Source organism: Paenarthrobacter sp. TYUT067 (assembly GCF_023656375.1).
GTDB lineage: Bacteria > Actinomycetota > Actinomycetes > Actinomycetales > Micrococcaceae > Arthrobacter.
Window position 1 is genome coordinate 31557 of the sequence record NZ_JAMOIT010000015.1, and the last position, 19385, is coordinate 50941.

16 protein-coding genes, 2 tRNA genes and 1 riboswitch are annotated in these 19385 nt (G+C 63.0%); of the genes, 7 read left to right on the forward strand and 11 right to left on the reverse strand.

The genetic code is table 11. The features are described 5' to 3' along the window. Positions 1-77 precede the first annotated feature (77 nt). Genes MOD31_RS14435 through MOD31_RS14445 form a run of 3 tightly spaced genes read left to right on the forward strand, consistent with a single transcriptional unit; the run spans position 78 to position 4334 of the window. Complete coding sequence (locus MOD31_RS14435) at positions 78-2576, forward strand: bifunctional lysylphosphatidylglycerol flippase/synthetase MprF (RefSeq protein ID WP_142939723.1); 2499 nt, start codon at positions 78-80, stop codon at positions 2574-2576. Positions 2577-2598: 22 nt separating this feature from the next. Further along, the gene (locus tag MOD31_RS14440) at positions 2599-3882 is read left to right on the forward strand and encodes an esterase family protein (protein WP_250820955.1); all 1284 of its coding nucleotides are present in this window, start codon (positions 2599-2601) and stop codon (positions 3880-3882) included. 44 nt (positions 3883-3926) lie between these two features. After that, complete coding sequence (locus MOD31_RS14445) at positions 3927-4334, forward strand: hypothetical protein (RefSeq protein ID WP_250820956.1); 408 nt, start codon at positions 3927-3929, stop codon at positions 4332-4334. A gap of 50 nt (positions 4335-4384) precedes the next feature. Here the strand turns inward: MOD31_RS14445 and MOD31_RS14450 are convergent. From MOD31_RS14450 to MOD31_RS14490, 9 genes are all read right to left on the reverse strand, one after another. Next, positions 4385-4457, reverse strand: a tRNA-Asn gene (locus tag MOD31_RS14450). A gap of 116 nt (positions 4458-4573) precedes the next feature. Continuing rightward, positions 4574-4646: transfer RNA gene (locus tag MOD31_RS14455), tRNA-Asn, on the reverse strand. Between the two features lie 53 nt (positions 4647-4699). Then, positions 4700-6562: a DNA primase gene (gene dnaG / locus MOD31_RS14460; RefSeq protein WP_142939726.1), complete on the reverse strand. Its 1863-nt coding sequence runs from the start codon at positions 6560-6562 to the stop codon at positions 4700-4702. Between the two features lie 59 nt (positions 6563-6621). Further along, complete coding sequence (locus MOD31_RS14465; protein WP_142939727.1) at positions 6622-7938, reverse strand: deoxyguanosinetriphosphate triphosphohydrolase; 1317 nt, start codon at positions 7936-7938, stop codon at positions 6622-6624. A 64-nt stretch (positions 7939-8002) separates the two neighbouring features. Then, positions 8003-9184, reverse strand: a complete 1182-nt coding sequence (dusB, locus tag MOD31_RS14470; protein ID WP_142939728.1) for a tRNA dihydrouridine synthase DusB — start codon at positions 9182-9184, stop codon at positions 8003-8005. A gap of 113 nt (positions 9185-9297) precedes the next feature. Next, positions 9298-10803: a YibE/F family protein gene (locus MOD31_RS14475; protein WP_250820957.1), complete on the reverse strand. Its 1506-nt coding sequence runs from the start codon at positions 10801-10803 to the stop codon at positions 9298-9300. A 115-nt stretch (positions 10804-10918) separates the two neighbouring features. After that, on the reverse strand, positions 10919-11881 hold the full coding sequence (locus MOD31_RS14480) for a GNAT family N-acetyltransferase (protein ID WP_142939730.1): 963 nt from the start codon (positions 11879-11881) through the stop codon (positions 10919-10921). A gap of 2 nt (positions 11882-11883) precedes the next feature. Then, complete coding sequence (locus tag MOD31_RS14485; RefSeq protein WP_142939731.1) at positions 11884-13269, reverse strand: glycine--tRNA ligase; 1386 nt, start codon at positions 13267-13269, stop codon at positions 11884-11886. A 111-nt stretch (positions 13270-13380) separates the two neighbouring features. Then, positions 13381-14385 carry a DMT family transporter gene (locus MOD31_RS14490; protein ID WP_142939732.1) on the reverse strand — a complete coding sequence of 335 codons (1005 nt, stop codon included), beginning with the start codon at positions 14383-14385 and terminating at the stop codon, positions 13381-13383. Positions 14386-14408: 23 nt separating this feature from the next. Here MOD31_RS14490 and MOD31_RS14495 point away from each other — a divergent pair, with 23 nt between their 5' ends. Continuing rightward, the gene (locus tag MOD31_RS14495) at positions 14409-14636 is read left to right on the forward strand and encodes an RNA-binding S4 domain-containing protein (RefSeq protein ID WP_062067368.1); all 228 of its coding nucleotides are present in this window, start codon (positions 14409-14411) and stop codon (positions 14634-14636) included. 67 nt (positions 14637-14703) lie between these two features. Here MOD31_RS14495 and MOD31_RS14500 read toward each other — a convergent pair whose 3' ends face one another. After that, on the reverse strand, positions 14704-15354 hold the full coding sequence (locus MOD31_RS14500) for an alpha/beta hydrolase (RefSeq protein WP_142939733.1): 651 nt from the start codon (positions 15352-15354) through the stop codon (positions 14704-14706). 70 nt (positions 15355-15424) lie between these two features. Here MOD31_RS14500 and MOD31_RS14505 point away from each other — a divergent pair, with 70 nt between their 5' ends. From MOD31_RS14505 to MOD31_RS14515, 3 genes are all read left to right on the forward strand, one after another. Then, positions 15425-16288: an SGNH/GDSL hydrolase family protein gene (locus tag MOD31_RS14505; RefSeq protein ID WP_250820958.1), complete on the forward strand. Its 864-nt coding sequence runs from the start codon at positions 15425-15427 to the stop codon at positions 16286-16288. 29 nt (positions 16289-16317) lie between these two features. Beyond that, positions 16318-17493, forward strand: a complete 1176-nt coding sequence (locus MOD31_RS14510; protein WP_250820959.1) for a winged helix DNA-binding domain-containing protein — start codon at positions 16318-16320, stop codon at positions 17491-17493. Between the two features lie 81 nt (positions 17494-17574). Further along, complete coding sequence (locus MOD31_RS14515; RefSeq protein WP_223942154.1) at positions 17575-18024, forward strand: hypothetical protein; 450 nt, start codon at positions 17575-17577, stop codon at positions 18022-18024. Between the two features lie 54 nt (positions 18025-18078). On the opposite strand, the gene MOD31_RS14520 is transcribed toward MOD31_RS14515, so the two are convergent. Further along, positions 18079-19200, reverse strand: a complete 1122-nt coding sequence (locus MOD31_RS14520) for a homoserine O-acetyltransferase (protein WP_223942153.1) — start codon at positions 19198-19200, stop codon at positions 18079-18081. A 15-nt stretch (positions 19201-19215) separates the two neighbouring features. Then, positions 19216-19332, reverse strand: a riboswitch (SAM riboswitch). Positions 19333-19385 lie beyond the last annotated feature (53 nt).

Consider the following 19385-nt stretch of genomic DNA (forward strand, 5'->3'; position numbering starts at 1 on the left):
TCCCCTAACCGCGTACCGCAGGGCAGAATGGTGGCCAGCCGGGTAACCGGTGCTTGAACCGGTGAAGGGGACATCACATGAGCACGGCTGTTGTATTCCGGGGCAGTGTTCGCGGCTTGGCAACCTTACGGAGGTTGCCGCTGACGCTGGCGCTGGTGGTGCTCCTTTGGGTGCTGGGCGCTATCTCCGGCAGCCTCGTCAACGGCCCCGGACAAGATCTGCTGGATCAAGTGGGAATTGGCTTGGCAGTGGAGCCAGGACCGTGGTGGTCAATCTTCACCTCGGGGTTCTTCGCCTCCTCCTTGCTCGACTACCTGGCCTGCACAGCGGCGATCCTGGTGGGTGTGGGCATCGCCGAACGCGTTATGGGGCCTTGGCTGGCCCTGGCTGCTTTCATTGCCGGTTCAGCCCTCAGTGCCCTGGTACTTGTGGTGCTGGTGACCTTCGGAACGGATGCCAGCGACCAATGGCTCAGTTTCCTGGGCGGCGAATATGTAGTGGGCGCCTATGGTGGCGCCGCCGCAGCGCTGGGATGTTCGACGGCGGCGCTTGATGCACTGTGGCGTCGGCGCCTGCGGACGTGGTTGCTGGCCGCCACGCTGATGTTTGCCTTGTTCGTTGGGGTCGCCCAAACCCTGCAGGCGCTTGCCGGGGCCGTGATCGGCATCCTGGCAGGTTGGGCCATCCAGTCGCTGGTCCTGCGCCGCAGGGCAGGCTCGTTGCACTCCTCAAGCCTTCGCGAAACACGTTTCCTGGTGGGCACCGTGGTGGGTGTCTTCGCGGTGGGACCTTTGCTGACGCAACTGACCGGAACGTGGGAAGTCGGCCCCCTGTCGGTGGTTTCCGAGGTGATGCTTCAGGCAAGTCCCGACGCCGATGAGGTTCAGGAAGCCTGCAATAACGACAACAACTGTGTCACCCTGCAAAGCATCGTGGGTGTCCAGAGCTTCGGCGCGGCCATCCTGACGCTGATTCCTGTGCTGCTGTTGCTGGTCTGCGCTGAGGGTCTGAGGCGCGGCCGGCGGCTCGCGTACCGGCTGACCCTTGTGATCCAGCTGTATCTGGCAGCCGTAACTGTCCTCTCCATCCTTCAGTACGTGACCGATCCGGGGGTCACACTAGGCGATGACGACTTCGCCTACCTCCTGCTGTACGCGGTCCCCGCAGTCCTCGCGCCTGTCATCATCGCGGTGCTGCTTCTGGTGAACCGGCATAAGTTCCGCGTCGAATCCAGCGACGCCGGGTACCGGGTTCTTGGCCGGACCTCGCTCGTTCTGGCTGTGGCCGCTGTGATCTTCTATGTGATCTTCTGGTTCCTCGAAGGCAACCCGGGCCGCTCCACCCTGTTGGACCTTGCCGGGCAACTGACCCACATCCTGGTACCTTTCCCGGTCCCCTTCGTGGTGGCCCTGCCCCAGGGCCTGCTCAGCACAGTGCTGTACGGCCTGGGCGGGGACATCATCTGGCTCTGCATCCTGGTGCTGGTCCTGAACAACTTCCGGCGGTTCAGGATGCTGGCCACCGATCCGGCGGCGGATCTGGGACACGCCAGGGAACTGCTGCATGATGGCGGCGGCACGTTGTCCTGGATGGCTCTCTGGGACAACAACCAGTACTGGTTCACCCCGGACAGGAAAGCTGGAATCGCCTATCAGGTCCATAACGGGGTGGCCCTCACCGTTGCCGGCCCTTTCGGCGCTGAGGAGCACCATGCCGAGGCAGCGACGGGTTTCGTCAAGCACTGCGCCAACCTGGGCCTGATCCCGTGCTTCTATTCGGCAACGGCAGAGCTGGATGTCCCACTGCTCCCCCACGGCTTCAGGAAATTGGAAGTAGCTGAAGAGACACTCCTCAACGTCCAGGCCATGACCTTCAAGGGGAAAGAGTGGCAGAACGTCCGGACCGCACTCAACCGCGCAGACAAACTTGCCATCAAGGATCACTGGTACCCCTACCCTGAGATGCCTCCGGGAATCAGGGCGCAGCTGGCTGAGATCTCCGAAGAATGGGTGGCCGATAAGGCCCTTCCGGAGATGGGCTTCACCCTGGGCGGCTTGAACGAGCTCAAAGATCCCGAGGTGCTCTGCTGCGTGGCGGTGGATGACGACGGATTGGTCCACGGGGTAACCAGCTGGCTCCCGGTCTTCACCCACGGGGTCATCTCAGGGTGGACCTTGGACTTCATGCGCCGCCGCACCACAGGTTTCAAGGGCGTCATGGAATTCCTGATCGCCTCTGCCGTGACCCACTTCAAAGAAGAAGTACCCCAAATCTCCCTATCCGGCTCACCGCTCGCCACTGCAGGGGCCGGTGCCGGCGATGGAGACCGCAGCGCTTTGGACCGCGTCCTTGCGCTCCTGGGAAACGCCCTGGAACCCATGTACGGTTTCAAATCCTTGGCCGCTTTCAAATCAAGGTTCCAGCCCGAACACAGGACGCTATACATGTACTACCAGGACCCGTTGGCCTTGCCTTCCATCGGCATCGCGGTGGGTTCGGCCTACCTGCCGGGGCTGTCCCCCACGCAGAGCGCCGGGCTGTTGCGGCAAATGGTAGCCAAGGAGCCAGCCGCATGAGGCACGAGCGGACCTCCCGGTCATGAACGAGCTCTTGAAGCTCGAGATCAGCGGCCCCGTCGTCATGATCATCGCCGGGGTGATCGGCGTCGGCTTTTTCCTGCTGTTGTTCCTGAGACCGTCAGCGCGTTGGGCCCGTACCGCGATCACGGCGATTGTGGTGGCGGGACTGTTCGGGTGGTTGACCGTGTGGCTCGTGGAGGACGTCATGGACGTCTTTCATGTGGGGCTGACGCCGCGGGTGTGGTTCTGGGCGATTTCCTGCTTTGCCGCCGTGAGTCTGGCCGTAGTCAGTTTCCGCCATAGTCAGCGCTGGCGGAAGGTAGTGGCGGCTCTCTCGATTCCGGTGTTCGTGGTGGTGGCCGGTCTGGGCATCAACACCGAGTTCGGGCTCAACAAAACCTTGGGCTCAGCGCTGGGAATCTCCACGGAGGACGCCATTCAACTGGCCAAACCTGACCCGGACGCCCCTGTCCCGGCCGGTCCGCTATGGCAGAGCTGGAAGCCCCCTGCCGACCAGCCGGCGAAGGGCGAAGCAGGAACCCAGGTCATACCAGCCACCGCCTCCGGTTTTGTCGCCAGGCCTGCGGGCATCTACCTGCCCCCTGCCGCCCTCACGGCACATCCGCCCAAGCTGCCCTTGTTCGTCCTCATGATGGGCCAGCCGGGACTTCCTGATCCGCAATACGTTTCGGCCGCCCTGGACGAGTTCGCAGCCAGGAACAACGGCCTTGCCCCCATCGCAATCGTGGCAGACCAGATCGGCCCCGACCAGAATGACACCCTCTGCCTGGACACCGCCAAGTACGGCAACGTTGAGAAGTACATCAACCAGGACGTGGTGAATTGGGCAAAAGCGAACTTGAACATCCTCGAGGACCGCGAACACTGGACCATAGCCGGCTACTCCAATGGCGGCCAATGCGCAATCTCGTTCGCGGTCAAATACCCGCAGATGTGGGGCAACGTGGTGGACATCTCCGGCGAGGAATTTCCCGGCGCGGAGGACCCGGCCGGCAACCTTGCATCGATCTTCGATGGCAACCAGGCTGCCTACGATGCCCAGAAGCCCATCAACAACATGAAAGGCAAGCAGTTCCCTAACACAACGGCAGTTTTCACCGTAGGCTCGGACGACACCACGTACGTGGCAGCCGCCAAGGCAGTCTCCGCTGCCGCCCGGGATGCTGGGATGACCGTGACGTACTACGAAGTGCCTAACGGCGGTCACGTTGGCTTGGCGTTGAACGCAGGCCTGACCAAGGGTTTCGACGTACTGTACCCAAGGCTTGGACTCTCAAAATAGCCTTTGCCCTTTTGCCAGCCCGGGACCGGCGATAAAGTTGAGCTGTGCCACATGGGCAAGAGCTGCAGCCGCTTCCGGCACCGTGGCAGCGTCGGGATGAACGCATCCTGCCGCTGTGGTGGGACCGCCTGTGCTCGGTGACCAGCCCTCAGTCGGCTGCACTTTACGCCGCCGGGCTCTTTACCGATGACCGTCGCAGACCCATTGCCCAGTGGTACAACCTCGAAACCGACGCCGCGCTGTTGGTCGCACCGGAGACCTCGCCGGAATGGCCGGTCCAACGCTTTGGCATCTTCTATGCCCCGCCAGGAGGCGGCTTTACCCGCGTTTATTCGGCGCCCCACGAATGGCATCCCCGGGAACCCCGGACTCCGCCCACCGAGCAGGATTCCTTCCTGGCGGCGGTGGTCGAGGCGGCCCGGTTCCTGCAAGTGGAGATGGATTTTGTGTGATCAAAAAGCAGACCCCGCACCAGCTGAAAAGCCGGTACGGGGTCCTGTTGCTCCTCCGACTGGACTTGAACCAGTAACCCTTCGATTAACAGTCGAATGCTCTGCCAATTGAGCTACGGAGGAATGAAGCGGTTATGACTTTAGCAAAGGTTCTACCGGAATGCGAAATCGACTCCCCATACCCCTCGGGGGTATAAAAATACCCCCGTTTCGAAGACTCGAAACGGGGGTATTGCGCGCTCCTCCGACTGGACTTGAACCAGTAACCCTTCGATTAACAGTCGAATGCTCTGCCAATTGAGCTACGGAGGAATGAAGCGGTTACTAGCTTAACAGGGGCCCGCCGGAAAGTGAAATCGGCGCTTTCAACCGTCCGAACGCAGCGACCTGCGCTCCATTTCGAGTTGCATCAGCTCCCGGTTCAGCCGCTGGAACTCCTCCGGATTGGCACCTGCATCCAAGCGCTGCAGCTGACCCATCTTGTCTGCTTTGATCCTGGTGATCTGCAATTCGAAAAGACGGGCCAGGATGTCACGGCAGTACCGCTGCATGGCCTCGGCAGTGCTCGCCGGCAGGGGCGTCACTGCCAACTCCGAGACCAGTGGCCTCAAGGGCTCGGGGACTTCCTGACGGACCTGCTCCACCCACGCCACGGGGTCATCCGAGTGTGCCAGACCGGCAGCCCGCACGGCAGTGTGGACGGCGGCGTAAGCAGGAGTGGTGAACTGCGAGGCCTCGAAACGCTCCCAGGCTCCCCCGCCCAGCACTGATGGCTCCTGGAGGACCACTTCAAGCGCTTGGCGTTCCATACCGGCTATGGGGTCCCGGGGATCGGGCCGTTGGAAGACGGGACCGCTCGACGCCGGTGCCGTCGACTGTTCTCCCGCGCCGCCCGCGGCGGCGCGCTTGGCAGCTCCGCCAACGAATCGACTGACCTCTTCGATGGGCATGCCCAGCCACCCGGCAAGTTCGCGGGTGTAGCCCGGCCGCGCGGCAGAGTCCCTGATTTGCGCCACCACGGGGGCGGCTTCGCGCAAGGCGGCCACGCGCCCTTCCACGGTGTCGAGGTTGTGCCTGCGGAGCGAGGCCTTGATGGCGAACTCAAAGAGGGGTTTCCGGCTGCTAATCAGATCCCGCACCGCGGAATCGCCCTTGAGTTGACGAAGATCACAGGGATCGGCGCCGCTGGGTTCAACAGCCACGTACGTCTGGGCTTGGAACCGCTGGTCTTCTTCGAATGCCCGCAGGGCAGCTTTTTGGCCGGCGGCATCGCCGTCGAAGGTGAAGATGACCTCTCCCCCGCTGCCGTCGTCCGAGAGCAGCCGCCGGGCCACCTTGATGTGCTCGGTACCGAAAGCAGTACCACAGGTGGCCACCGCCGTCGTAACTCCGGCGAGGTGGCAGGCCATGACGTCCGTGTATCCCTCCACCACTACCAATTGACGTTCCTTGGCGATGTTCCGTTTGGCGATGTCGATCCCGTAGAGGACTTGGGATTTCTTGTACAGCGTGGTTTCAGGAGTGTTCAGGTATTTGGGGCCTTGGTCGTCCTCGTAGAGCTTCCGGGCGCCGAAGCCGATGGTGTCGCCTGCGATGTCCCTGATGGGCCAGATCAGCCTTCCACGGAAACGATCGTAGATTCCCCGGTTTCCTTCCGAGAACATGCCTGTGAGCTTCAACTCAGCATCAGTGAACCCACGGCCTCGGAGATGCTTCAACAGTGCGTCCCAGCCCTGGGGCGCGTATCCGACGCCAAAATGTTCGGCGGCGGCGCGGTCGAAACCGCGGCCGTCCAGGAAGTTCCGCCCCTCGGCAGCTCCCGGCGTCAGCAACTGCGCACGGAAGAACTCATCGGCGATCTTGTGAGCGTCCAACAGGCGTTGGCGCTTGCCCACCTCTTCACGGCTGGGACCGGTGCCGCCATCCTCATAGCGCAGCTCATAGCCGATTCTGGCAGCCAGTTTCTCTACGGCCTCGTGGAACGAGCTATGGTCCATTTTCTGGACAAAGGAGATAGCATCGCCGTCTTCCCCACATCCGAAGCAGTGGTATCGGCCCACTTGCGGGCGGACAGTGAACGAGGGTGAGCGTTCGTCGTGGAACGGGCACAGGCCTTTGAAACTGCCTAGCCCGGCGCCCTTGAGGGTGACGTAACCGTCAACGACTTCCTTGATATCCGTGCGCTGGCGTACTTCGTCTATATCTTCACGTTTGATCAGGCCAGCCACGTCACCATCCTAGTCGCTCGCCCCGGGCGTCCCCGCCGTTAACGGCAGGGTTCCGCGGGCTACCAGAGCGAGGGAAGGCTTCCCACAAGCCGCTCATACATGGCCAACGCGGAGACGTCCGTCAGCGAAGCGACTTGGTCGATCACCACGCGCAGCCGCGCACCGTCGTCGACGGCGTCGCGCCAGTCAGAGGCAAACATCGGCTCCAGGTGACGGTCACCTGTGGCGTTCAAGACGCCGACCAGTGCGTGCAGCACTTCGCGTTGACGCTCGTACACCGGCTGGCGGTGATCGGTGGAGATCACGAACGTGGTGGCCAGGCCCTTGAGGACCGCAATCTCAGTGACGGTCTCCTCGGGAACCATGAGCTCGGCGTCGTACCGGGTGAGGTTGGCCGGGCCGAAATGAGCGCGGGTGGTTTCCATGGCACTCTGGCAGAACCGGCCTATCAACTGGCTGGTCATATCCTTCAGCGCAGCCATGGATTTCCGGCTGCCGTCAGCTTCGCGGACCCAAACTTTGGTGGCTTCCAGGCGGGCAAGGGCAGCATCAATCTCGGCGGGATCGTTGTGCGGCAAATACCACTGCTTGGTGTAGCCCACCACGCGCGCCCGGTGGTCCGGGTTTTCCATCCATTTGAGCTGGAAATGACCGGCGACGATCGCATCCTCAACATCGTGAACCGAGTAGGAAATATCGTCTGCAAGGTCCATCACCTGGGCCTCGATGCAGGAACGGTTGCCCGGAGCGCCTTCACGCAGCCATTCAAAGACGGGAAGATCGTCCTCGTAGGCGCCGAATTTGCTGGTGCGGTGCCCATGAATGACAGGAGCATCGACGGCGGACCACGGGTACTTGGACGCGGCGTCCAGGCTGGCACGGGTCAGGTTGAGTCCTGCAGGCCTGCCGTCCTCTGCCAGTACCTTGGGTTCCAGGCGGGTCAGGAGCCGCAGGGTTTGGGCGTTGCCTTCGAAGCCGCCAATGGTGTGCGCAACTTCATTGAGCGCGGACTCACCGTTGTGGCCGAAGGGCGGATGGCCGAGATCGTGGCTTAGGCATGCAGTGTCCACCACATCAGGATCACAGCCGAGGGACCGGCCCAGTTCGCGGCCTACCTGCGCCACCTCCAGGCTGTGGGTCAACCTGGTTCGGACAAAGTCATCCGTGTCCGGGGCAACTACCTGCGTTTTTGCGCCGAGCCTGCGCAACGCCGAGGAGTGCAGGACCCTGGCGCGGTCCCGTTCAAAGTCGGAGCGATAGTTGCTCTTGCGGGGCTCTTCGACCCACCGCGCGGAATCTGCCTCGGCGTATCCGGGGATGGCCAGCACAAAATCGTGGGCCGTCCCGTCGTGGCCAAGAATCGCTTCGGTTCCCATGGGTATCTGCCTCCTTCAAGCGCCGGGGTGTGGAGCTTCTTGAGTCAGTCTTACACGTGTGAGGCTAGCCGCCCGAAACGTCCAGCTCTGCGGCCGAGATATCCGCGCTCTGTTCAGCGTTCAGCTGACGGCTCTCCAGCCAGTCCTTGGGCAACGCAGGCTTCTTGGGCGAACCAGCGCGGCCGCGGGGGCCCTCGGAATCGACTCCCGGGTAGGGCGAGTCCATATCCAGTTCATCAAGGTATTCGCGCAGCACCTCGAGGGTGGGAACGGTGGCCAGTTTGGCGCGGAGTTCGCCACCCACAACATAGCCCTTGAAGTACCAGGCCATGTGCTTGCGGATCTCACGGAGTGCCTTGTATTCATCGTTGCCGAAGGTCTCCACCATCAGCTCAGCATGGCGGTAGACGCCCTCCGCCACTTCCCGAAGCCCGGGGCGGTGCCGCTGGTCGCTGCCCTCAAACGCTGCCTGGAGGTCGCCGAACAACCAGGGGCGGCCCTGGCAACCGCGGCCCACTACGACACCGTCCACACCGGTTTCCCGGACCATGCGAACTGCATCCTCGGCAGACCAAATGTCGCCGTTGCCCAGCACCGGGATGTCCGGCAGAGCTTCGCGGAGGCGGGCAATGGCGGACCAGTCGGCCTGGCCGGAATAGAACTGCGCGGCAGTCCTGCCGTGAAGTGCGACGGCGGCTACTCCGGCGTCGCGGGCGATCCGGCCGGCGTCGAGGTACGTCAGGTGATCCTCATCAATGCCTTTGCGCATTTTGATGGTGAGCGGGATATCGCCCTTGGCGGCTTCCTTGACTGCTGTATTGACGATTGAGGTGAACAGATCGATCTTCCAGGGAAGCGCTGAACCGCCACCGCGCCGGGTGACCTTGGGCACGGGGCAGCCGAAGTTGAGGTCGATGTGATCGGCCCGGTCCTCTTCCACCAGCATCCGCACCGCGGCGCCCACCGTCACAGGATCCACGCCGTAGAGCTGCACGGAACGGACTTTCTCGTCCTCATCATGGGAGATGATGCGCAACGATTCCGGCGTCCGCTCCACAAGGGCACGGGACGTCACCATCTCGGCCACGTACATGCCGCCGCCGTATTCACGGCAGAGCCTGCGGAAGGCCGAGTTGGTGATGCCGGCCATCGGGGCAAGGATCACGGGGGTATCCACGGTGATCCTGCCAAGCTTCAATGGCGGGAGCTCAAGCTTTGGTGCGGGGGGCGTTGCTACAACAGTCACCTAACCATTGTTGCAAATCCGGGCAAATCGGCGGACAGCCCACCGAATCCCCTGCTTGATCGTCCAGCACACCGTACTCAGGCGGGCCCTGGGGGCAAGATCCAGACCCGGCGTCAGGTGGTGTTGTCGTTGCTTCCGCCGCGGCGCTCCGCTTCCCGTTGTGCACGTCGGCTACCCGGGCGTGCCGGCTTGCCGTGAGCGTCAAGGCGCGTATCGGCGTCGTGCGTGTCCTCCGACCCTGAACCCGCGACGACGGCGGCTGCTGCCAGCGAACCGGTGTCCCTAAGCTCATCGGGACTCACCGAGGCCCCGCCTGCTGCGGCAAGGCGCTTTATGCCGGTGGCCTTCACCACCAGGACAGCGATCAGGGTGGTGACGGGGATGGCAAGAACCAGGCCGATGGAGCCCACCAAGGTGCGGATGACTTCCTCGGACAGCTCGGCACTGGTCAGTGCTTCCGCGAGCGGGCGGTCATAGAGCATCACAATGATGAGGATGGGAAGTGCGGCGCCGGCGTAGGCAAAGGCGATGGTGTAGACGGTGGAAGCGATGTGGTCCCGCCCGATCCGCATAGCCGAGGAGAACAGCTTGCGGGCACTGGTGTTGGGCGCCAGTTCGTAAAGTTCCCACACTGCGGAGGACTGTGTGATGGTCACATCGTTGAGAACGCCCAGGCCGGAAATGATGAGGCCGCAGAGGATGATCCCGGAGATCGAGATCTGCGGGGACATGTTCACCAGCGTTGAAGCGTCGTGGTTCCCCACTCCGGCCAAATTAGCGGCGTCCGTAGCCCACGCCGCCAACAGCGCAGTGATGCTGAGCCCAAAGATCGTGCCCAGCAGAGCCGTAGACGTTCGCGCCGAGAACCCGTGCGCAAAGTACAGGACCCCGATCATGATCACCGTAGAGCCCACCAGAGCCAGCAGGAGCGGCGGTTTTCCTTCCACCAAACCCGGCAGAATGAAGCTCACCAGGACAAAATAGGCACCCACCAGGCCAAGAAGCGCCCGGAAGCCGCGCCAACGGGCCACCGCGATGACCACCGCTGCGTACAGGACAGCCAGGAGGGCGATGGGAATGCTGCGGACAAAGTCCACAAATACATAAGCCGGGGCGCCGCTTCCCGCACTTGCCCCCTGGACGGCGGACAGGTTGAGGTACCGGATGGAGTCCCCCACATCCACGCCGTGGGACATGGCCACGTCAGGGTTGATGACAACCTTCACCACGTCCCCGCCCTTATCCGGCTCCGTGAAGGCGAACGTGCACTGGGATCCGCCGGACTGGCTGTTCTGGCCCGTGTCAGTTTGGTCGGTGTTGCTTTGGCCGGTGTTGCCCTGGCCCGTGTTGCTTTGACCCGTCTGCGTGCAGCTTTCCACCACCACGCTCTGAATCCTGCCAGTGTCGAACGTGACCCCGGGGGCGGGTTGGTATGGGCTTGAAAACGTGATGCCCTCGCGGCTGCCGGAAGGCCACAGGACCATCATGGCCACGAGCGTCAGGACGCCCACCGGAACAAGAATGGCCGCGAGAATCCAGTTGGCCCGCTTCCGCGACGCAATGGCCTGCGGGGTTGGCTCGGAATTTTCAGAATGACCGTGGGAGTGACCGTGGCCCATCAGCAGCAAAACCTCATGCCTTAACCCTACGCGGGCACAGCTGCATTTAAACGCAGGATCCCACGCGGCCCGCGGGATGCGGGCAACGTGGGATCCGGGCGTGCCGAAGATGTGGTCAGTCGCTGACGATCAGGGTGTCTGCGCCCCGCACATGGGCTTTTCCGGATTCCAGCAGCGGATCAAGAACCGTGCGGAGCGCCGTCATGGATTCGTCAACTTCCAGCAGGACCGGGTGCTGGTAGGCAATGAGTGCCAGCAGGTCCCGGACCGCGGCCGCTGCTTCCTCGGCGGACAGCAGGGGATCGTGTCCAAGGAAGACATCAGACGGCTCGTCGGAATTGCCTTGGGCGTAGCTGATGGCGAACGCCTGGATCTTACCTTTCCGGCTGGCAGGAACGCCTTGGCCGAACGCACTCGCTTTGGGTGCGCGCAGGACGATTGCCCCGTGCGCGCCGGTCAGGTCATGCAGGAACAAACGCTGCACTGTGGCAATGCTCAGCTCTCCGGGGCTGTCCCAGTGGTGGACGTGGGAGTAGTACTTGCCCACCACGTCGCTCAGTTCCACCGAACCTGTAGCCAGGTCTTCCACGCGCTCTGAGGCGGCTTCCTCGGAACCGTCGCCAAAACGCGGCAGGGACAACGGCTCTGGCTTCACCACCACCAGTTGCGAGCGCTGAATGGGCGAAAGTCCCGCTGCCGCAGCAAATGCAGCACCGGCAGTGTCCGGCTCCACCTTGCTGCGCAATTTGGAAACGCCCGACGGCGAGTTCCCGGCTTCCCGGCGCAGCATGGTCAGCAGGGTGGCACCCACGCCTTCACGGCGGTGGTCTTTGGCAACCTCAACGTACGCCCAGAGCCGTTCGGGGTGCAGCGAAGCCTCATGGACAACACCTGCAGCGACGGGAATCCGTACGCCATCCACCACGTCCTCGGCCACGATGCAGCGGCGCCACGGCTGGTTGCTCGAAGGCGCCAGTGCTGCACGGAACTGCTCTGCGGGGAGTGTTTCCGGGCCGCCCCAGATTTCCAGGAGGGCGAGGTCATCGCCTTCCTTCCATTCGCGGTAATCCAAAGCCACGGCTAGGCGCCGATCAGGCGTGCTGCAAGGTAGCCCTCAACCTTGTCCAGGGACACACGTTCCTGGCTCATGGTGTCGCGCTCACGAATGGTGACGGCCTGGTCTTCCAGGGTGTCGAAGTCCACGGTGATACAGAACGGGGTACCGATTTCGTCCTGGCGACGGTAGCGGCGGCCGATGGCGCCGGCGTCGTCGAAGTCGATGTTCCAGTTCTTGCGCAGCTGGGCGCCCAGTGCCTTTGCCTTCGGGGACAGGTCCTCGTTACGGCTCAGCGGCAGGACGGCGGCCTTGACCGGAGCCAGGCGCGGATCCAGTTTCAGCACGGTGCGGACATCGACGCCGCCCTTGGCATTGGGTGCCTCGTCCTCGGTGTAAGCGTCGATCAGGAAGGCCATGAAGGAGCGGGTCAGGCCGGCGGCGGGCTCGATCACGTACGGGGTGTAACGCTCGTTGGTGGCCTGGTTGAAGTAGCTCAGGTCCGTGCCGGAGGCCTTGGCGTGGGTGGAGAGGTCAAAGTCCGTGCGGTTGGCGATGCCCTCGAGCTCGCCCCACTCGGAGCCCTGGAAACCAAAGCGGTATTCGATGTCCGTGGTGCCCTTGGAGTAGTGGCTGAGCTTCTCCAGCGGGTGCTCAAAGAATCGGAGGTTGTCTTCACGGATGCCCAGGCCCGTGTACCAGGACATGCGTTCCTTCATCCAGTACTGGTGCCATTCTTCGTCCGTGCCGGGCTCGACGAAGAATTCCATTTCCATCTGCTCGAATTCGCGGGTACGGAAAATGAAGTTGCCCGGCGTGATTTCGTTACGGAACGACTTACCGATCTGGCCGATGCCGAACGGCGGCTTCTTCCGGGATGTGGTCAGGACGTTGTTGAAGTTCACAAAAATGCCCTGGGCCGTTTCGGGACGAAGGTAGTGCATGCCTTCGTCGCTGGCCACCGGGCCGAGGAAGGTCTTCAGCAGACCGGAGAATTCCTGGGGCTCTGTCCACTGTCCGCGGGTGCCGCAGTTTGCGCAGACGATGTCCGCCAGGCCATTTTCTGCCGGGCGGCCCTTCTTTTCCTCGTACTCTTCCTCGAGGTGGTCGGCACGGTAGCGCTTGTGACAGGAAAGGCACTCAACCAGGGGGTCGGAGAAAACCTCCACGTGACCGGATGCTTCCCATACCTGGCGGGGAAGGATGACCGAGGAGTCCAGGCCTACAACATCTTCGCGGCCGCGAACCATGCTCTGCCACCACTGGCGCTTGATGTTTTCCTTCAGCTCCGCACCGAGGGGACCGTAGTCCCACGCAGAACGGGAGCCACCATAGATTTCACCGGCCTGGAAGACAAAGCCCCTCCGCTTGGAGAGTGAAATGACCTGGTCAAGGACGGATTTTGCTGCCATGGGTAACTCCATTTGTTCTACAGGGCCGCTGGGTGCGGTCCGCGGTGGTTTGCCCCGGAATCCGGACGAGGTTGTCCGGCGGGGTGCTGGGGGAAAGTTGTTCCTCTAACCCTACCGGCCTTTGGCCGTTGATCTTCGTGCGAATGCTCCCTTGGGCCAGGGCAACGTGGCCACGATGATCGCAATGAGCGTCAGCACCGTACCCAGCACCGTGGGCAAGGCGACCACCGCTCCGGGACTGGGGATCACGACGTCGAGCACCAACGATCCCACCAGTTGCCCGGCGATCATGCCCAAACCCGTGATCAGGACGCCCAAGCTGCGGACCAGCAGGGCCGCCAGTCCAATGAAGAGGCAGCCCATGGGGCCACCAAGGTAGTACCACCACTCACCGGGCAGCGGATTACCCGGCCCGGCCACGGACAGCTTGATGATCCACGCGATCCACAAGATGGCTGACCCGGCAATGAAGTTCACCAGGGTGGCGGCGATGGGCGTCCCATAATGCACTGTGGCAGTGCCGTTCATAGCCTGCTGGAAGCTCATGAAGAAACCGGCGGCCAACGGCAGGAGGACCGGCAAAACGAGCGAGGCGACGTCGGCGTCGCCGCCGAACCGCGGTGAAACAGCCCATGCGACGGCGGCCACGGTCAGGACACTGCCAAGGACCCGAACTCCGGTGATGGCGCGTTTTCCTCCCGGGCCGATTCCCATGCGGTCCACGAGCAAGCCACTGAGCGTTTGTCCCGTAACGGCCGCGACCGTGAACAACGCAACGCCCAACAGGGCAACCGTGAACGACTGGGCAAAGACGAACAGAGCGCCAATGGCACCGGCCATGACATAGAAGCGGGGAAAACTGCGGTTCCGGACAGCAGGAATGATCCGCTGCAGGCCGGCCCTGCCCCTGGGCGTGGCAAGGGAGATGGCGCTGATGAGCAGGAGCCCTGTGGTGAAGCTCACCACAGATGCGGCGATGCCGTCGTCCAGTTTCGCGCCGAGGGCCCCGTTGATCCTTGCTTGAAGCGGGATGACCAGGCCTGTCGCTACGGCAATAGGGAGGCCAATGACCAGCGGGAGGGTGGGACGGGGAGAAGGCTGCGGCACCGTCACCACACTACTTCAGGCATCATTGCTCTATGAGCAACCCCGAAATTGAAGAGATCCCCATCCGCGACGACATGATCCGCCTAGGCCAGCTGTTGAAGCTCGCCAATCTGGTGGAGGACGGCGTTGAAGCCACGGAGCTCATCAAGAACGGGTTGGTTAAGGTCAACAACGAAATTGATGACCGCCGCGGACGCCAACTCCACGTCGGAGATACCGTCACCGTCAACGGCCAGACGGTCCGGATCACCGCAGCCTGACGCACTGAGATTTTGTACAGATAACGCCCTCCAGAACGGCTCTTAGGGGCGTTATCTGTACAAAAACTCAATCAGTGAGGACCTTATGGGTGAGGAACTCGCCCACGTGTCCGATCTCCTGCTGGTTGATGCCGTGCCACATCCCCGTGTAGAGCACTTTGGTGAGGTCAACGTGCTTGCGCACCCAACCCATGGTGTATTCGATCTTGTCTTGGGTGATGACGGGATCCTGCTGGTCACGGCCCCAGAACATGGGCAACGATCCGTCCAGTTCACTGTCCCGGAAGGCGGCGTCAGCGCCGGCGTCGATCACAAAGCCTGAAAGCCCGACGACGGCGGCGAAGTCCGCGGGACGGTAGCGGAGCATGGTGGTGGCCATGGCCATGCCCATGGAGAAGCCCAGCAACGTCACTGACGAGTGGTTTGCTTTGACCGTGTCCAGCCATTCGAGCGCATACTCGGCTGCGTGCTTCACGGCGTCCAGTGAGTAGTCGATCGATGCTGTCAAAGGGAACCACGTAAAGCCCGGCCCCATGGGCATCGGCGCGCGAAGGGCAGCCACTACGAAGCCTTCGGGAAGCAACCCGGCCAAGCTGAAGAGGTCCTCCTCGTTGGAGCCGTAGCCGTGCAGCAGGACCAACAGGGGCTTGCCTGCGCGCTCGGCTTCGTCGTGGGACCACAGGACAACGGGGGCTGGAAAGGCGGGTGCTTCAGTCATGGGTCCATTCTTGCAGTTACCCACAAGTAACAACCTACGGTGGCGTAGGGTCGACGTCACGGGGCAGGATATGAGCGTGAGTGAGAACAATCCATTACTGAAGCCGGGCGAGCCCGTCCCGGAGCCCCACGAACCCGTTCAAAACCACCCGTGGACCCGATACGTGGCCCTGGGTGACTCCTTCACCGAGGGCATCGGCGATCCCGAACCCCGGAACCCGGGCGGTCACCGTGGTTGGGCGGATCGAGTGGCCGAGGAATTGGGCCGCGGTCAAGAGGACTTCGCCTATGCCAACCTTGCCATCCGTGGCAGGCTGCTGCAGCAGATCATCGATGAACAAGTGGGCCCGTGTTTGGAACTGCAGCCGGACCTGGTGTCCATTTCGGCTGGCGGCAATGACCTCATCCGCCCAGGCGGGGATCCCGACCTATTGGCCGAAAAGCTCGACGCCGCTGTGGCTGAGCTGAGCTCCGGCGGCGCTACCGTGGTCCTTTTCAACGGCCCGGACACGGCAGCATCGGTTCTGGGGCGTATCCGCGGCAAGGTTGCCATTTACAACGAGAACCTCCGGACCGTGGCTGCACGCCACGACGCCATCATCGCGGACATGTGGTCCTTGCGGCAGCTGGCAGACCCCCAAATGTGGGATGCCGACCGCCTGCATTTCTCCCCGCTGGGCCATCACACCATCGCCATGATGGTGCTGGACGCACTGAACGTCCACCACACTCTTGAGCCCCTGATGCCAAAGTCCCTGCCGCCGCGCACGTGGCGTGAGGCGAGGTCTTCGGACCTCGTCTGGGCCCGCGAGTACTTTGTCCCATGGGTGATCCGGAGGCTTCGGCATCAGTCCTCCGGCGATGGCATCAGTCCAAAACGTCCGACGCCGGGTCCCGTCTTCGGTTCCACCGGCACCCTGTTGCCACGCCGCTGACGTGACGCTTCTTCGCCGCGAGGTCCGCCATGCCGGGTGGTAGCTCCCTGTCCGCGGAGAGCGTCCGGCGGATACGGCTCCGGCGGCAACAACTGCGGGCCCCCCACGCCGGAGGCCATGCGGACGTGGTCCGTAACCTCCTGGCCGTCCAGTCACAGGAGTTCGCTTATGCGAGGTGGACCCTCGCGCAGAGAAGCTCCGCCGGCTCGCCACCGGTGGTCACGGCCGCGGACGTGGAGCAGGCCGTAGCGGACGGAACCATCCTGCGGACACACATCCTCCGCCCCACCTGGCACTTCGTGCACCGGGACGACCTCGGCTGGTTGATGGGATTGTCCGCAGACCGCCTCCACCAAGGCAACAAAGGCATGTACCGCCAGACGGGAATCGATGAGGACGCTGCTACCGCAAGCGGCCGGATCCTGGCCGCGGCCGTGGCGGACGGGGCCCACAAAACGCGGGAGGAACTGGCCGCAGTCCTGGGACAAGCCGGCTTCCCCAGCAAGGGCCTGGGCTTCATCTATCACCTCATGCACGCAGAAATCAGCCGTGTCCTGGTCAGCGGCTCCCCCGTCCGTTCCGCCGGCGGCGCCCTGAAACAAACGTATGCCTTGTTCGAGGAACGCGTTCCCGGGTTCCTAACCTCACCGTTGGCCGGGGAGGATCGTGAACAGGCACTTGGGCAATTGGCGCTGCGATACTTCAGCAGCCGGGGCCCCGCAACAGTCAAAGACTGTGCGGTGTGGTCCGGGTTGACCATGAAAGACGTGAAGCGGGGAATCGACGTGGCTGAGGAGATCTCCCCCGGGAGCCTGGGCACTGTTCACTTTGATGGCCTGGAGTTTTATCTGGCATCCGAAGAAGCGAGGGCTCTCACCAACGGCCACCATCCTTCAGCGATTAAGGACGCCGGGCTCCCCCGCCTGGACCTCATCCAGTGCTACGACGAATACGTGATGGGCTACTCACAGTCCCGGCACTTCCTTGGTGGAACGGCGCCATACTTCCCCGAGGACAACGGACCCATGCACGTGGTCCTGGTGGACGGCAGGCTGGCTGGGTGGTGGCGCCACGGTTTCTCCGGCGGGGCCTGCGAACTCGATGTCCGCATGAACCGGCCGGCAACTGCAGCAGAGCAGGACGCCTTGCAGGCCGAGGCGGATCGTTACGGCCTGTTCCTGGGCATGGAGACCAAGCTGGTGTGAAATAGCCGAGGCTTGTTCCGGGAGACGGGCCGCGTCCAGGTGGCAGGACTAAGCTGGGTTAAGACCTAGGAGGCCTGCACTGTGAACAATCTGATCTTCTGGATCATCGTCTGCTCGTGGCTGATTCCCCTCGGAATCCGCATGTACAACCGCTCCCGGGCGCGCCGGATCCAGAACGACACCTTCCGCGGCCCGGGGTACCCGCCGCAGAACCTGCCGGGACCGGGGTATCCGCCGCAGAATTACCAGCAGCAGGATTACCCGGGACAGGGCTACCCGGCGCAAAGGTACCCTTCACCGGGCTACCCGGGCTACCCGTCCGAGCCCACCGTCATCCGCCCTGTGGATGACGCGCCGCAGTCCGTGCCGCCGTCGAACCCGTCATCCCCCACCCCGTTCGCCTCGACGAGCGGGTCCGAGCCGCAAGGATACCGGGCTCGCAAGCTGGCCGAGCTGGATACAAAATTCAGCAACGGCGAGATCGCCATGGAGGATTACATGCGGCAGCGCGGCGAGATCATGAATGGCTGAACTGCCTGGCATCGGACGTTCCTTGCCGTTTAAGCAGGGTCAGCACACCAGCGTTTAGGCGAAAAACGCTTCGCGGAGCTGGGCTGAGAGCTGGCCGATTTCGGTGAGGAAGCCATCATGGCCGATCGGCGCTTCAATGACGTGGACCGGCACCTCGCCAGGCAGCGCAGCGGCCAGTTCCCGGGACTGGGCCGGGAAGTAGAGCCTGTCACTGTCCACAGCCGCCACGAAGAACTCCGCCGTGGCACCCGAAAGCGCCGCTTCCAACGATCCGCGCCCCCTGGTGACGTCGTGGGACATCAGTGCCTCGGTGATGGCGATGTAGCTGTTGGCGTCAAAGCGGCGGACCAGTTTGGTTCCTTGGTGGTCCAGGTAGCTTTCCACCTGATACCGGCCCCGCTCGCCCAATGCTGCGGCGGCGAGCGGAGTCTCCTGGTGCTGGGCTTGCCGGCCAAAGCGGACGTCCAGCTCCAGTGCCGAGCGGTAGGTGATGTGGGCGATGCGCCGGGCCAAAGCCAAACCGTGCTCAGGCGCGGGGCCACCGTAGTAGTCGCCGTTGTTGAAATTCGGGTCCTGCCTGATGGCCAGGGTTTGTGCCTGGGCAAAAGCAATCTGCTCGGCCGTGCTGTAGGCGCCTACGGCGATGACTGCGCAGCGTTTGACCCGATGGGGGTATGTCACAGCCCACTCAAGGGCGCGTGCGCCGCCCATGGATCCGCCCAATACGGCGTGCCAGGCGTCGATTCCCAGGGTATCGGCGAGGCGCGACTCTGCCTCTGTGCTGTCGCGCAGGGTGACCAGCGGGAATCGCGAGCCCCACGGGCGTCCGTCCGGGGCTTCGGATGATGGACCGGTGCTGCCGTAACAGCCGCCCACGATGTTGATGGAGATGACAAAGAACTTGTTGGTGTCGATGGTGGCACCCGGACCAACGAGTTGCTCCCACCATCCTTCCTCGTCCGTGGCTCCGCGGGCTACGTGCGTACTGCCGGTGAGTGCGTGCTGGATGAGCACCGCGTTGGAGGCATCCGCGTTCAGCTGCCCCCAGGTCTCATAGGCGAGTACGACGTCGGGGAGGAATCCGCCGGCTTCAAGTTCCAGTGGGCCGATGCCGGCGTACTTGACGGTTCCGTCTTCTTCTCCGGATTTTGGAAGGGCTGTAGCAGTAATGGTCATTCCTTTGACACCTTAACCTCGCGCTTGCCCGTCGCCTTGCGTGCGAACAGGCCAGGTCTTCACCCGGGGCACCCCACCGCGGAGGAGGGTTGCCGGCCAGCAAGCCGGGGCTGTGTGCTGGCACTCATGACCTAATACGAAGAGTCTAGGAAACACAGGGGGGTTCTGGCGAAGAATGTGACAAC